Raw genomic sequence first — 15,234 nt, 5'->3', positions numbered from 1 at the left:
AATACATTATTACCTACCTTCCTCTTCCCTTTCTTCCTTCGCGCCCTTCGCGCCTTCGCGGTTCATTAAATCTAAATATCACCCCTCATGATTCAGCAAAAAATTGGTCAACCAATCTTTAACCACATAAGTAGCACGACAGTCATCCTCATTGTAGCGGACGATCGCCTCCAAGAGCGATCGATCGCCAGTTTTGAGCCAATCGTCGTACCAGCAGACGCACTGAGCACCATTAGCCTTAGCATCTCGCCAGTCAAAACCCAGCCAGCGGGCAATAGGTTTGAGTGCGTAACTTTCCACCGGCATAATCGCCTTTTGCGTCACTTGTTTGTGAATATCTACAAACCGTTTCAGCACGGGTTTCCACAAATAAGCTGGAGTATTGTAAAGTTTAGCCAGTCGCTTAAAAGTCTTGACTTCGTAGTCGCAAAAATGGAAAATCGGAGCAATAGGATAAGCCCACATTAATTCTAAAAATTGCTCCCAGATTGCACCTTCCTCTGCTGCTGATTCTGCTAAAAAACCGTGAAATTTTTCCGTATTGTTGTACCTGTCAACAACTAAGACTCCGTGGAGGTAATCCAAGTTTAACTCGGGTTCGGCTTCAATGTCAAAGTAGAGTTCGATTGGGGCGATCGGCAAAAAGACAGATTGGGAATAGGGAATTGGTTTCTTGCGAAGAATTGGCGCAGGTATAGAAGATGTGGCAGGTTTATTTTCTCTAATTTTTACTTCCTCAACTGCGATGTCATTCAAGATATTGCCGACAATATCTGGTACTATTTCAGATGAGTTAAGTTCTTCTGAATTCTCACTTCTACGTTCTTCTCGATCGTTAATCCCTGTATCCGTGTCAAAATCCGTGTCGTGCCTTCCTTCTTCCTTCTCCCCTCTTGCGACTTCCATCGGACTGACATCCGTTACATCCGTTACATCCGTTACAGAATCCGTTGCCGAACTTCCTTCTTCCTTCTTCCTTCTTCCTTCTTCCCGCAACAGCGGTTGATTTAGCAAGTGCGATTGAGCTTGCTGCACCACATCAAAAGCAACTCTGTCCGGGAATTCTGGATACTCAGCAAGCAGTGCGGAACTAGCATTAGCGAGAGCTTCAACATCAGTAATTTCGAGAGTTTTTAGTCTAGCATAGCGGCTGGCAGTAACTCCCGGCAATAAGGAAAGATGTTTAATAGATTCGGCTTCGGCGTGACAGATAGTATACCAACCGCAAAGATTGCACTTTTGCCGGGAAATGAATACCTCGGGTTTATCCCGATTTTCTATCATCTGAATGCACTCATCTAAAATCTCGAACATCTGAGGAGTTCGCTGACCGAGATTCACCGAGCACAGCCCTTTTTTTCGCAGCATTAGCCACGCAGCCTCGGGCCTTGTTTCCTGCACGGAAGCTAAAACTTGGGCGTGAAAAGCTGCGATAATTTGATACTCTAGTTTGGGTCGCTTGCTAAGCCAAATATCCGCAGTAATATAACTCCAATCGCCAAATTTTGATTGTCCCGGCTGTTTGATTAATAAATGGGGGCGGCTGATTAGGGTAATGTTTGAAGAGGGAAGATTGGAGGATGAAAGATGAACGGGGGTTTCGGGGATTTCGCCAAATTCTGGGAAATATTGACAGTCAATTCCTACCAGAGAAGTTGTTGCGCCGTTGGTTTTGCCGAATTCGCCCTGGATCAGAACTCCTCGGTAAATGCGATCGACCCCTTGCTGCATTAAACTCAATGTAGCGGCCGCGCCGGCTTCCCAATCCCCTCTAGGATAATATGGTTGTTCGTAAGTCTCGTGTTCCAAAGCTTGCTGCTGGTATGTCGCGCTGTCGCGCATCAGTTTCAGCAGAAAGTCGCTGGGGGGGTCTTGTTGTTTCCAGTCTCCGCAGGTGTCTAAAAAAGCTCGGAGATAGCACCGCTGATAGGAAAGTAGCAGTTTGTCAGTTATTAACATTTAGTATTCGCAAGGCAGAGAATAATTAGAAGGAAAGCACGACAGGGATTTTGACAGGGATACAGGGATTGATTATTTAGCTTGAGGCAAAAGTCAAAGGATAGAAAGTTCACACCATCAGTTATTCAATATTAACGCTATCAATAATTCGCCAGAAAAAATGACAAAGGACAATCACCGGCAACAATTCCCAGCTTTGGCCAATAAAGCTTATTTTAACTACGGCGGACAAGGGCCGCTGCCTGAGCTTGCTTTAGACGCGATTTATCAGGCTTACAAACGGGTGCAGCTTGGGGGGCCGTTTTCGGCCCAGGTGGGGGCTTGGGTGGCTCAGGAGGCGATGCTGACGCGACGTGCGATCGCATCTGAGTTGACGGTACCTCCTGAAACAATCGCCCTGACTGAAGATGTCACCGTCGGCTGCAATATTGCGCTGTGGGGCATTGACTGGAAAGCAGGCGACCATTTGCTGCTTTCTGACTGCGAGCACCACGGCATTGTAGCTAGTGTAATGGAACTTCAGCGCCGTTTCAACATTGAGGTTTCCGTTTGTCCGTTGGCGGCTACTTTGAATGAGGGCGATCCGGTGGCGGTGATTGCTGATAGTTTGCGGCCAAATACTCGCTTGTTGGTTATCAGTCACATTTTGTGGAATACCGGCCAAGTTTTGCCTCTGGCTGAGATTGTGAAAGTATGTCATGAACCCCCCCTAACCCTCTCTTGCCAAGGGGGGGGACAAGAGGAGTTTTCCCTGGTTCAATCCGAGGGGGAAACAGATATAAAACCCCCCCTAACCCCCCCTTGCCAAGGGGGGGAACCCGAGGAGTTTTCCCTAGTTCAAGGGGAGGGGCAAGAGGATTTGTCCCTGAGTCAAAGGGGGGGACAAGAGGATTTGCCTGCAAAGAATTACAAAGTTAGAGTATTAGTTGATGCGGCTCAATCTGTGGGGGTTTTGCCTTTAAATTTGATTGAATCGGGGGTAGATTTTTATGCTTTTACTGGTCATAAATGGTGGTGCGGTCCGGAAGGTTTGGGGGGGCTTTATGTGAGTGCGGAAGCTTTGGCAGATTTGCATCCGGTGTTTATCGGTTGGCGGGGAATTGTGACGGATGCTAATGCTAAAGTGCTTGGGTGGAAGTCTGGAGCGCAGCGCTATGAAATTGCGACTTCGGCTTATCCTTTGTATGCGGGTTTGCGGAGTGCGATCGCCCTGCAACATGAATGGGGTACGATCGAGGAAAGGTATGCAGAAATTTGCCGTTTGAGTAAGTATCTCTGGGAGCGTTTGTCGGAACTTCCCGATGTGGAATGTTTGCGAAAATCTGCGCCGGAAGCTGGTTTAGTTTCGTTTCGATTAACTAATGGGATGCCGCACAAAAAGCTTGTCGATTTGTTGGAGAAACAGGGGATTATGGTCAGGACTATCCTTTCTCCTGACTGTGTGCGGGCTTGCGTTCACTATTTTACCACTGAGGCGGAGATTGATAAGTTGGTTGGGGCGATCGCAAATCAATAAAGTTAGCTAGAGAACTTACTTGGCAGCGAAGATGATGAGCTGCCCTGCTTAGCTTGTTAGCTATGACGATTATTATATATACGAGGGGTGCATCCTTTGAATTTTGATGATATACTGTCACGAGCAAGTGAAGAAACGCTAGAGACTCTATTTGGCAGTTCAGCTTTCAGTTTAGTGAAGCTTTTAGATAGTCGCCTAGCAACTCCCACTAATCTGCGTGAAGTCTTGGTGAGTATTTACTCTCGTGAAAGCCTGCTTTTATCAAAAGACACTCGCACTATCCTATTTGAATTATTACGACCCAAACAAGCTGAAATTCTCGCTACAATTTTGTCAGCTTCAGACACTGAAGATGTCTTTCAAGCGCTGAAAGAAGTTAAAATACGTCGCGGCTCAGAACGCGAACGTGCCCTTTTCGACTTTTTTGAATTGGTTGTGCCATCAACTGAGGAATCTGAAGAAACACCCTCATCGGATCTGGCTGCACCTCAATACGCTTTGTTTGCTCATCAGCGTAGTGCAGCAGGCAAAGTCAAACAGTTCCTCCAAAAAGAACCTCGGCGTGTTCTGCTTCATATGCCCACTGGATCGGGAAAGACACGCACGGCAATGCACATTATCGCCGATCGCCTGCGATCGCAAGAACCTACTTTAATCGTATGGCTGGCATACAGTGAAGAACTTTGCGAACAAGCCGCCGCCGAGTTTCAACGCGCCTGGAGATACTTGGGCGATCGAGATTTATCTATCTATCGTTTCTGGGGAAACCACGAACTCGATCTTGATGAGGTGCGGGATGGCTTAGTAGTTGCAGGTCTTTCCAAGCTTTACAGTCGTGCTAAACGTAGCATCCAATTCATTAACAAATTAGGTTATCGTTCTTCTCTTGTCATTATTGATGAAGCCCATCAAGCAATTGCAGAAACTTACAAGCTAGTCCTCGATTCTCTCATTTTACCATACGAACACACAGCACTGCTTGGGTTAACAGCTACACCAGGCCGCACTTGGGCAGACATTAGTGCTGACGAAGAGTTAGCTGAATTCTTTGCACAGCGCAAGGTTACTTTGGAGGTTCCTGGCTACGAGAATCCAGTAGACTACCTAGTGTCAGAGCAATACTTGGCACGAGTAGAATACCGACCTTTGCTACACCAGAGTGGATTGAATTTATCTAATAACGACTTGAAGCGTATTGAAGAAGAGTTAGAGTTACCAAAAAATATCCTGACTCGCCTAGCTCAAAACGAACAGCGCAATCTCCGCATTATTTTGGAAATAGAAGATTTGGCAAAGACCCACAAGCGTATTTTGATGTTTGCCATATCAGTAGAACACTCAAAACTTCTAGCCGCTGTGCTGAAAGCTAGAAATTGGCAAGCATCCGCTGTAACTGCCAAAACTCCTGCTTCAGAAAGAGAGCGAATCATTGCGAGGTTTAAAGAGGACAGTCCAGAAACTAAGATTATCTGTAATTATGGCGTTCTTACAACAGGATTTGATGCCCCGCGAACCAGTGCCGCCGTGATTGCTCGTCCCACCAAGTCGCTTGTTTTATACAGCCAGATGGTTGGACGTGCTATTCGCGGACTTAAAGCAGGTGGCAATGAGCAAGCTGAGATTGTTACTGTAGTAGACACAGACTTACCTGGCTTTGGCAGTGTGGCAGATGCTTTTAACAATTGGGAAGACGTTTGGAGATTAAAATGACAAAACAACATGATATCGTTCCGGTACATTTAGTTGTTCAGGCAATGCGTGACAACGGTTATAAAAACGCAGCCTATGCACTAGCCGAGCTCATAGATAATTCCATTCAAGCGGGAGCTACTGAGGTAGAACTTCTCTGTGCTGAGAAAGAAACTCAGCTAGAACAGCGCCGTCGTTCGCGCATTCATCAAATCGCTGTTTTAGATAATGGCAGTGGAATGGATAATACTGTCTTACGAATGGCTTTACAGTTCGGCAACGGAACCTATCTAGCAGAAGACAAACATACAGGAATGGGGCGCTTTGGTATGGGGTTGCCATGCTCTTCAATTTCCCAGTGTAAACGGGTGGATGTTTGGACTTGGCAGAGTGGTGTAGAAAATGCAATTTACACATACCTAGATTTGAATGAAATCAAAAACAAGCAGCTTACTGAAGTTCCCGAACCTCAGAAGCGCCCTATCCCTGAGATGTGGGAAAAAGTCACAACAGGTTTTGGAGAGACAGGAACATTAGTTGTCTGGTCAGATATTGATCGCTGTATGTGGAAGACTGGTAAGACAATCATCGAAAATTCAGAGTTCGTAATTGGACGAATGTATCGAAAATTTTTAGATACTCAAGAAGTAGTCATTCGTATGGCAACTTTTGATATTAATGAACCTACCAAAATGATGGTAGAAAAATTTGCACAGCCGAACGATCCGGGTTATCTCATGGCAGAGACTTCTTGCCCTCATCCATTCGACAAAACACCAATGTTTAGAGCGTGGGAGGCAGAAGATAGCTATGAAGCCACCTTTACCATTGAGTTTCATGACCAGAAACACGAAGTAAAAATTCGCTTTTCTTATGCGGAGGAAGCAGCCCGTCAAGCCCGTGAAGGAAAAGAGGCTGGCAACCTTCTGCATGGAAAGCACGCTATGAAAAATGTTGGCGTTTCAGTGGTTCGTGCAAGGCGTGAATTGGAACTAGACGAGTCTTGGACAAAGAAGAGACCTTCAGATCGATGGTGGGGGGTTGAGATAGAATTTCCCCCAGCACTTGACGACTTGTTCGGGGTCACAAACAATAAGCAATCGGCCCGTAACTTCTCAGATATGGCCAGCCTAGATATCGAATCTCTGCTAACAGATGGAAAAACAATTAGTCTGCTCAAAGAAGAACTAATCCAAGCTGAAGACCCTAGAGGGCCATTAATAGACATTGCTCAAAAGATAAAAAAAACAATAGCATCTATCCGAAATTTGATTGAGGCACAAAAGCCAGATGGACAAAGCGGACAAAAGCGGCATCAAGGATCTTCTGCGGAAAAAGTTGCAACTGCGATAACAGAAGAACGGAAGAAAGAAGGACACTACGGGCAAAGCGACAAGGATGAGTCACTCCCTTCAGAGGAGCGAAAGGAAATCATTGAAACCACCTTAATAGATAAAGGTGTTATGCAAATTACCGCTGAAGAATTGGCGGCTAAAACGGTTTCCGATGGATTAAAGTATGTTTTTGCTAACGCATCTTTAGGAGACCAATCTGCTTTCTTTTCTGTCGATCCTAAACCGGGTACAATTATTATAACTTTAAACACAATCCATCCTGCCTACAAAAACCTTGTTGAAATTTTAGAAGAGGAAGTAGAAGGCGTAGAGCCTGAAACACTTCGATCTCGCCTAACAAATTCTCTAGAAGGTTTGAAATTATTACTGATGGCTTGGGCGCGGTACGAGGATGAGCAACCTCATGGTCCTCGACGCAATAAGGCACAGGATGCTCGTGTTGATTGGGGACGGGTGGCTCGACAATTCCTTGAAAGTGAGGAATAACTGAAGGTTCTATCGTTGTTTAACTAGGGGTTAGGGGTCAACATTAGTGACGGATATTGTGCCACTCTGTTTACCCACTTCCCAAAGTCAACAAATTAATGTTATTTTCCAGGAACCGGAAGAAGTGCGATCGACTTTTTGCCTCAAATCAAGCTCAAGTTAGGTTCGCCACTGATTAAGCCAGCGAACTTGCCCTTTCCAGTCAGCAGCTTGTGTTTCTGAAAGCAGGCGATCGAGCGAAGCAATTAGACTAGATAATGTCCAACTGTTTTGAGCAGCCAAAATGATGCCACCATGTTCGGGATAACGCTGAGCTAAAACCTGAAAATCCCGGATATTAAACGTAAAAATACACCGCCCTCGCGCTGTTACTTCTAGCAATTGAGCCTCATCGCTAGCATCTAAAGCCATCCACTCAGTCGGTGTCCGAGTGACATCGTGACTGCGAGATAAAAGGGCGACTTGCAAAGCTTTAATAGAGGTATCGGCATCTAGATGCAATAGCGGTTTAGACATTAGCAGCTTCGATAATTTGCTCAGCGGCAATAGATGCGTCTATTTCTTGATGGTGGGCTGCATAAAAAGCGAGAACATCGTTCACTCGATCTTCACTTAAGTCATACTCAGTGGCAATTTGGTTTGGAGAAAAACCCCATTTCTGCGCTGCGATGACTACTGTTTGCACCCGCAACCGAGTGCCGCGCAAAACGGGAACGAGTTCGCCGCTAGCGCCGCGCACATAGGTGATTTCAGGAAAAGCCGGATCGTCATTCCGCTGCTTGAGAGTAGCGACTTTTTCGGCTACAGCCCAGAGAATAAACTGATCGAAGGAAATGCCTTGGAGTGTTGCCAATTTTTCAGCTTCTTGCTGTAATTGAACGGGTAAGTTTAAGGCGTAGGATGTCATTGATATAACTTCCGTTTGCTAAGAGAATTGCAGATGGGGCGGTGGTTGAGTTTAACAGTGTCTAAATTTTTCAAATCTTGGAAAAACTTTAGTTTTTATCTTAGCGCAATATCTCTAGGGGGTGTTGCGTAATTCCTAAGAATTCATACCTGCTTGTAAAAAAGTCGATCGCCCCTTCTTTAAAACACCAAAGGACGATCGACTTTTCACCTCAATTAATCTGAACTGACGCGCTCAATTAGTATAGCCGGGGCGGGTTTATCTAGATTGTTTGTGAGGCTCAAATATTATCTGTAAAACCCGCCCCTACAGGGCATCGTAGGGGCGGGTTTTACCAACCATCTATGGGGGAAACCAAGAATATAATAAACCCGCCCCCACCCAACGACTCAATTAGTGACTGTGCCCGTGCCCGCCATGAGAATGCCCGTGCCCGCCATGAGAATGCCCGTGTCCTTCGTGAGAATGCCCGTGCCCGCCATGAGAATGCCCGTGATCGCCATGAGAATGCCCGTGCCCTTCGTGAGAATGCGCGTGCTCGCGCTGCGCGGAAGCCAAACTCGGATTAACAGCAACCGCAGTCTCACTCAACAACGCTTCAATCTGCGGATTTGCCCACTCGGCCGCCATTTTCAGAAACTCTGGATGGTCGTTAACGCAAGGCAATTTGCGGTAAGTAACTCCTTGACGCTGTTTCTGCAAAGACTCAATAATGTGGTCTACATCTAACAATGTTTCGTGATTTTCTGTCGCAAATCCGATCGGCATAAACACGATCGCAGTTGCACCCAGATCGATCAAATTCTTCGCAGCCAACGTCGCATCCGGCTGCGTCCATTCAATCAGGGGTGTGTCGTGGTTCAGCCAACCCACCGAAATCAAAGGATAGCGATACATCAAACGTTCCCGCACGCGATCGTACAAAGCTTGACTTTCCACAATTCCCGAAGTAAAGCCCTTCGCCTTGTGCGGACAACCGTGATTCATCAGCACAATCCCAATCTGAGAAGGCAAATGCGCTACAGCTAAATCGTTCTTAATTTCCTCTTCTACCAAATCCGCCATTAGCTGGATGTAAGCAGGTTCATCGTAAAAAGAAGGAATGTAGCGCTGTCCTTTTACCCAATGTTCTTTGCCATCAAAGGTTTGTGCTAAAGCTTTATTCACCTGTTCGACTGCAATGCCGCTGGTGAAAACAGAATCAACTACCAACAGCGGATAAATCAGAATTTTGTCAAATCCTTCTGCTTGAATTTGAGGAATTACTTGTTCCGGCAAAAACGGCGCGCAAAAGTTAAAAGCTTTGAACACTTTTACTTTATCGCCCCATTTCTCCTGTAAATTCTTTTCAATCCCAGCGCGCTGCTGTTCAAAAATTGCATTGTGCGGCGAAACGAATTGACCGTGTTGGTGACTCCACTCGTGCAAGTCAAAGATTGCTAAAATCTTCGCCAGCGGCGGATAAATCCAAAGCGGTACTGGCGCAAACTTTGCCGTAAGCAAATTTAAAGCTTGTTCGTTGTAGTTGGCAAAATCGTCGTAGCTTTCGACTTCGCCGTAACCCATCAGCAATACAGCAACGCGATCGTTACTTGCGGGTGCTGCAGATGTTTTGTACTCGATTTTTTCTGGAGAAGCAACCACTTTGTATTCCTCAATTTTCTTTATTCTAAGAGATCCAAGCAGGATGAAGGGTGAATCGGAGATTTTTCATTTTTTGCGATCGCACGACGGTTGCGCGCGGGGGGCTGATTCCCGGTTTCTGCGCCCATACTTCCCAGTCAAACCTCTTATTTATCCTAGAAAGCGGATTGATGAGCATCAGTCCTAAATCGGTTTTTTGACCAAGAATTTCTTGATGGTACCCGCCACGTGATTTATCCGTAGAATCAATCCCAAATCGAAAATCCTCAAGCCCCCGCATTTATCCGTGGGGTCAATCTAAAATCTAAAATCTCAAATCTAAAATCGATTGACCCTGACCCGAAATTCGTAGGGCAGCTAAGCTGGCAGGCCTCTAATTTTCACAGTCCTGTTTCTTTAAGCTTTTGTGGGGTCAGCTTCGACGCCGCCGGAAAAGTTAAATCTAAATACAGAACAGCTTAAAACTAGAATCAGCCTTTGCTAAGCTTGACAGGGGATGGGGCGGGGGGGGATAAGTTTCATGTTTTCTTAAGACTCCCTCACCTTGCCTCTGATTAAAGCGGTTTGGAGCGTTCCCAGCCTTTAACTTGGGGGGATACTCTTCAAACTTGACCCTATTATAAGTTTAACACCCTATCCCCTGGGGTAGTATATGATATAGTAGCTATATGATAAAGTTATGTTGCGAACTATATTAACTTTCTTGACGAACTATGAGACTGGTAATTTGCCCCGGAGTCCACGAACCAAAGCTAACCGACTGTTTCCTGGCGGGACTTTCGGGGCTTTGGGGACTGGCAGCCGATCGCCCAAACCAGCAAATAGTCGAGCCTGTCAAGATTTTTCCCGCTCATAAATATCCGCCTTTTTCAGCTCTTGACATATTGCACTTTTTGTGGATGGAAGAGTTAGCAGGAGAAAGTCTAGTATTTGTCAGCTTTTCGGCAGGAGTAGCCGGGGCGATCGGGGCGGCTTGGATGTGGCAGCAACTCGGCGGCAAAGTCGGGGCTTTTTTTGCCTTAGACGGTTGGGGAGTACCCCTGGGGGGCAATTTTCCCATCCACCGAATCAGCCACGATTGCTTCACGCATTGGAGTTCGGCAACTCTCGGCAGCGGTGGAGAGAGCTTTTATGCAGATCCGGCGATCGAACATTTGGATTTATGGCGAGCTCCCCAAACGGCAAAAGGCTGGCACGTCAGCCACACCGCCGCCGGCATTGAGACTGTCGCACCCACAACCGCAGCAAAATTTTTAGTCCACCTATTGAAACAATACGGAGTCCAATCAGTTGTTTAATCTTAATTTAGTATCCTCAGCGATCGCACCTATTGCCACCATCGCCGGCCTCGACAATTCTCTCACTTCAGGCACAACAAACAGCATCAAACAGTGGTTAATATTTAGCGCCTCAGCATTTTTAGTATCAATTCCAGTCTTCGTGCAAGCACCGTTAGTTCGGTTATATCCAACCATCAGTTTGCTATCAACTATCCCCTGGTTCGTTCTGAGTTTAATTCTAATTTTCCGCCCCAAAACACAACTTTGGGGAGATTTATTATTAGGATTTGCCGGATGCTGGCTGGCAGGTTCTATCTATTGGGGCTGGTTTAGATGGGAACCTATTTTACATCTACCTATAGAAGCAATTGGCTTGCCTTTTGCTATTTGGTGCTTGGGCAAATCTTGGGGAAAAGTTGGCGGCTATTTTTATTTAGGTTCTCTATTGGGTACTGCCATTACTGATTTATATTTTTACTTGACAGGCTTGATGCCCTACTGGCGCCAAGTGATGCACGCGGAACCGGAATTAGCTATGCCGATTTTTCAAAGTGCGATCGGTCAAATTGAAACTCCTTGGGGCATAGGTTGCGCTCTAGTTTTAATCGCTGTGTTGCTAACAGTCGGTTTGCTGAGTTTGCGCGGCACGCAACTGCACTGGCGCGCGTTTAGCGGCGCGGTGTTAAGCACGCTTTTGGTAGATGGTTTATTTTGGCTGGCTGCTTCTGCAGCTTAAGATTTATGATTGGTTCCTATGTTGGTAATTTTTGACCGCAGATGTGGGCGGATTGACGCAGATTAACGCAGATTTTTTGATAGATGTAGTCTTGAGATTCCCGATTTATTAAAGAAGTCGGGAATTTTGGTATTTACTGAACAATTATGAGTTAAAATCTAAAATCTAAAATCTCAGAATCCAAAGTCAATATCATGTCTTTCATTTCAATTCGCGGTGTAGAACATTATTACGAGTGGATAACGGCAGATAACAGTGCTGCGCACAGCGACAAACCAGTGATGGTATTTCTGCACGGCTGGGCGGGATCGGCGCGCTACTGGGAAAGTACGGCACGGGCTATTGCTGATGATTTTGATTGTTTGCTTTATGATATGAGAGGTTTTGGCCGATCGCCTTTGCCAAAAGAGCCTCCTGAGTCAAGCTACGAACTCGAAACCTACGCCCGCGACTTAGCTGAATTATTAGAAGCTCTGAATTTAAGCCGCGTCTTTCTCAATGCTCACTCCACAGGTGCATCAATTGCTACTTTATTTCTCAACCTTTACCCCGAAAAAGTAGAAAAAGCAATTCTCACTTGCAGCGGGATTTTTGAATACGATGAGAAATCTTTTACAACTTTTCACAAATTCGGTGGCTATGTGGTAAAATTTAGGCCATCTTGGCTGGCATCGATCCCGTTTGCCGATCGGCTATTTATGGCTCGGTTTTTGCGCCGTTCCCTGCCCAGAGAGGTCAGTCTGGCGTTTCTCAAGGATTTTTTAATGGCAGACCAGGAAGCTGCTATAGGTACAATGGTGACGGCCGTCAGCAAAAGAGCAGCCGAGGAAATGCCCCAAGAATTTGCGCGGCTGAGTGTTCCCACACTGCTTGTGGCCGGAGAATTCGATCGAATTATCCCCGCCATCATGGGAGAGCAAGCGGCCTCGCTCAGCAAAAAAGTAGAATTTGTTATAATTCCTAATACGGCTCACTTTCCGATGCTGGAGGATGCCGCAACATACTTGCAGCTAATTCGAGACTTTTTGCCAGCAGCGGCTTAGCTGAGTTATTGTTCATCTAATGTACGATCGGACAAGCAAGCTTTGACCCCGCCCAAAAACGGATACTTGCCAACAACAGGAGTCGCCAGCAGCCCAAAATTTTAGACTCTTGTTCAAACTCCCAGATTCATCTGTGGAGTAAATCTCAAATCGTTCGGCTGAGCGCTCGACGGCTCGACTGAGCGCTCGCCGAAGGTCTCGCCGAACGTCTCACGCCCCCGTCTCAAATCTCAAATCGACTGACAACGGCTTTTACTCGGATCTTAATTTTTAATTCCTAATTTCTTAAAGCGAAAGGTGGTACAATGAACGACCTCGACCAATACTATAAAGTGCTGGAACTGTTGCCGGGAGCTTCCAGAGAAGAAATTAGCCAAGCCTACAAGGATTTAGCGTTCATTTGGCACCCCGATCGCATCCCCAAAGACAATCCCAGACTCCTACAGAAAGCTGAACAAAAGATTAAGGAAATTAATCAAGCTCGCGAACAATTGCGATCGATTCAACCAAGAGGTCAGAATCAGAACGTTCAGCAAAAAAATACTCAGCACAGAAACACCCAGCAACAAAATACTCAGTACAGAAACACCCAGCAACAAAATACTCAGTACAGAAACACCCAGCAACAAAACACTCAGCAACAAAATACCCAGCACAAACACACTCAGCAACAAAACACTCAGCAACAAAATACCCAGCACAAACACACCCAGCAACAAAACACCCAGCAACAAAATACCCAGCAACAAAATACCCAGCAACAAAATACCCAGCAACAAAATACCCAGCAACAAAATACTCAGTACAGAAACACTCAGTACCAAAACACTCAGTACCAAAACACTCAGTACCAAAACACTCAGCCACAAAACACTCAGCCACAAAACACTCAGTACCAAAACACTCAGTACAGAAATACTCAGTATCCAAACACCCAACACCAAAACACCCAGCCACCGCCGGCAAACTCACAAGCACCCCGCTACTCTTCTGAAACCTCTCCAGGAAAATATGCTGGCAATTATGCTGGAAATCCTTCAGGGCCCTATTCAGATGCGTCCCGCTACCAATCGCCGCCGCCGCAGCCATCTCAGTCTTACCGCCAAGCTGCGCCGCAAGCTCCCGATTTGAGTGGTTCCAACTTCAAAGGAGCTTCCTTAAAAGAAAGGGATTTTTCAGGGAGAAACTTGAGCAATGCAAACCTGAGTGAAGCAGACTTAAGCGATGCTTTTCTACACAACGTCAACCTCACAGGCGCGAATTTGCACAAAGCAAACTTGTTCAGGGCCAATTTGTTAGGAGCTTGTTTGATCAATGCCAACTTGAGAGAAACCAACTTAATCGGAGCCGATTTGAGCGGTGCAGACTTAAGCGGTGCGGATTTAACAGGAGCGAAAATCGGTTACGGCGATCGAGTTATGGTAAAACTCACCCGAACTACATTAACAGGTACAATCTTACCCGACGGTACGGTTCACGAGTGACGTACTGCTAGACACTCTGCTAAGCAGTTCCACATTTAAAGGGTGCATCTCAATGAAAGCAAATATGTCTGTAGGGGCGAAGCATTCCCGCAGTAAATATGAGCTTCTAACCAATAAATGCATCGGCCGTCAGGCTTCGCTCATGCTTTCATTCAGATGCACCCCCTTTAAATTGCACGCTTCAGCATTACCTTTATGCTTCAATACGGTTGAGTTAGGGTTCTTATCGGAATTTTATCTCACATATTTATGAGACATAGATACCTCTTTTAGAAGTTAGATTGTGCTTATCTGAACCCTCTCGATCTATAACCGGATGGGATGACATTTTATCAGCCCTAGTTACTGCTGCATAACTTTTGAGAATTGGGATAAAAAGCGGTATGGGCAAGATGCAGGATATTTGTTATACTCAGCCAAAGCTCAGGCGCGGGTGAGATAAGTTAGGTAATTTGCAGCAGTCGATCGCCTGACTGGGTTGTCGCCCCGTCAGCAAAGGCATTTTAACTCGCTTTCTTGTAGAAAAGAACTACTGTATTGACGAACCAAAAGTATGAGGTAGTGGCGTAATTTTAAAACTGGATCGTACCTTAGCTGAACTCATCGAAATATATCACCTCCGAGCAATTAAGCTTCGCTTATATGGGACAAACGGGTTTTTGTAGAAGTCATTACGGATAAATTAGACTAAATTCATAAGAGTTATGAGCGATTAAGAGTCAAAAAAATAATTCCCTGTAATTGCTTCGTGTGTAAAAATAGCCAAAATCCTCATTTTTAGGCTCTTGATTAATTACAACAACGAATTTCTCAAAACGAACAAAATATTGAATGTGACCAACCACCTTATAATGAAATTGATTTTCTCAGCTTAAGAGATGATAGGATTGGAAGAGAAAAGTTGCTCTAAAAAGAGAAAGAAAAAAACAGAAGCAAGGAATATTTATCCTATCTATGGCTCACAAGTTCAAATCAATCAAGGAGGAGGTGCTCTGGAAGAAAATCCCAAAGCCATCAAAGTCAAAAGTGGTTGGGCGAATGGGTCATTTTATCTATTAGGACTGAAAAATAAATAACTTGATGAATTACTAAGTTTGAGGTACGGCTCTATAGTTCCATTTTGGCAAGTATTCAT

General features: G+C 45.5%; 12 protein-coding genes. 8 read left to right on the top strand and 4 right to left on the bottom strand.

Annotated features, from left to right (window positions below):
• Positions 1–78: 78 nt before the first annotated feature.
• Positions 79–1,959, bottom strand: a complete 1,881-nt coding sequence (locus tag QUB61_RS28490) for a TM0106 family RecB-like putative nuclease (protein WP_333133336.1) — start codon at positions 1,957–1,959, stop codon at positions 79–81.
• 160 nt (positions 1,960–2,119) lie between these two features.
• Here QUB61_RS28490 and QUB61_RS28485 point away from each other — a divergent pair, with 160 nt between their 5' ends.
• The 3 genes from QUB61_RS28485 to QUB61_RS28475 all read left to right on the top strand — a co-directional run bounded on the left by QUB61_RS28485 (position 2,120) and on the right by QUB61_RS28475 (position 7,005).
• Entirely contained in the window at positions 2,120–3,475 is a 1,356-nt protein-coding gene (locus QUB61_RS28485; RefSeq protein ID WP_333133337.1) for an aminotransferase class V-fold PLP-dependent enzyme, read from the top strand.
• 96 nt (positions 3,476–3,571) lie between these two features.
• Positions 3,572–5,185: a DEAD/DEAH box helicase gene (locus tag QUB61_RS28480; RefSeq protein WP_333133338.1), complete on the top strand. Its 1,614-nt coding sequence runs from the start codon at positions 3,572–3,574 to the stop codon at positions 5,183–5,185.
• Positions 5,182–7,005, top strand: a complete 1,824-nt coding sequence (locus QUB61_RS28475) for an ATP-binding protein (protein WP_333133339.1) — start codon at positions 5,182–5,184, stop codon at positions 7,003–7,005. Before QUB61_RS28480 ends, QUB61_RS28475 begins: the two co-directional genes overlap by 4 nt.
• 159 nt (positions 7,006–7,164) lie before the next feature.
• On the opposite strand, the gene QUB61_RS28470 is transcribed toward QUB61_RS28475, so the two are convergent.
• The 3 genes from QUB61_RS28470 to QUB61_RS28460 all read right to left on the bottom strand — a co-directional run bounded on the left by QUB61_RS28470 (position 7,165) and on the right by QUB61_RS28460 (position 9,556).
• Positions 7,165–7,521: a DUF5615 family PIN-like protein gene (locus QUB61_RS28470; protein ID WP_333133340.1), complete on the bottom strand. Its 357-nt coding sequence runs from the start codon at positions 7,519–7,521 to the stop codon at positions 7,165–7,167.
• Positions 7,514–7,912 carry a DUF433 domain-containing protein gene (locus QUB61_RS28465; protein WP_333133341.1) on the bottom strand — a complete coding sequence of 133 codons (399 nt, stop codon included), beginning with the start codon at positions 7,910–7,912 and terminating at the stop codon, positions 7,514–7,516. Before QUB61_RS28465 ends, QUB61_RS28470 begins: the two co-directional genes overlap by 8 nt.
• A gap of 393 nt (positions 7,913–8,305) precedes the next feature.
• Complete coding sequence (locus QUB61_RS28460) at positions 8,306–9,556, bottom strand: ferrochelatase (protein ID WP_333133342.1); 1,251 nt, start codon at positions 9,554–9,556, stop codon at positions 8,306–8,308.
• Positions 9,557–10,269: 713 nt separating this feature from the next.
• Here QUB61_RS28460 and QUB61_RS28455 point away from each other — a divergent pair.
• From QUB61_RS28455 to QUB61_RS28435, 5 genes are all read left to right on the top strand, one after another.
• On the top strand, positions 10,270–10,854 hold the full coding sequence (locus QUB61_RS28455) for a hypothetical protein (protein ID WP_333133343.1): 585 nt from the start codon (positions 10,270–10,272) through the stop codon (positions 10,852–10,854).
• Positions 10,847–11,572 carry a DUF3120 domain-containing protein gene (locus QUB61_RS28450; protein WP_333133344.1) on the top strand — a complete coding sequence of 242 codons (726 nt, stop codon included), beginning with the start codon at positions 10,847–10,849 and terminating at the stop codon, positions 11,570–11,572. The genes QUB61_RS28455 and QUB61_RS28450 overlap by 8 nt, the downstream gene beginning before the upstream one ends.
• Positions 11,573–11,766: 194 nt before the next feature.
• Positions 11,767–12,615 carry an alpha/beta hydrolase gene (locus QUB61_RS28445; RefSeq protein WP_333133345.1) on the top strand — a complete coding sequence of 283 codons (849 nt, stop codon included), beginning with the start codon at positions 11,767–11,769 and terminating at the stop codon, positions 12,613–12,615.
• 305 nt (positions 12,616–12,920) lie between these two features.
• Positions 12,921–14,099: a pentapeptide repeat-containing protein gene (locus QUB61_RS28440; RefSeq protein ID WP_333133346.1), complete on the top strand. Its 1,179-nt coding sequence runs from the start codon at positions 12,921–12,923 to the stop codon at positions 14,097–14,099.
• A gap of 878 nt (positions 14,100–14,977) precedes the next feature.
• Positions 14,978–15,175: a hypothetical protein gene (locus QUB61_RS28435; protein WP_333133347.1), complete on the top strand. Its 198-nt coding sequence runs from the start codon at positions 14,978–14,980 to the stop codon at positions 15,173–15,175.
• Positions 15,176–15,234 lie beyond the last annotated feature (59 nt).

Source organism: Microcoleus sp. C2D2, assembly GCF_036702495.1.
In the GTDB taxonomy this organism is placed as follows: Bacteria; Cyanobacteriota; Cyanobacteriia; order Cyanobacteriales; family Microcoleaceae; genus Microcoleus.
The sequence above is the reverse complement of the archived record's forward strand: the minus strand, read 5'-3'. Positions and strand labels throughout refer to the sequence as shown.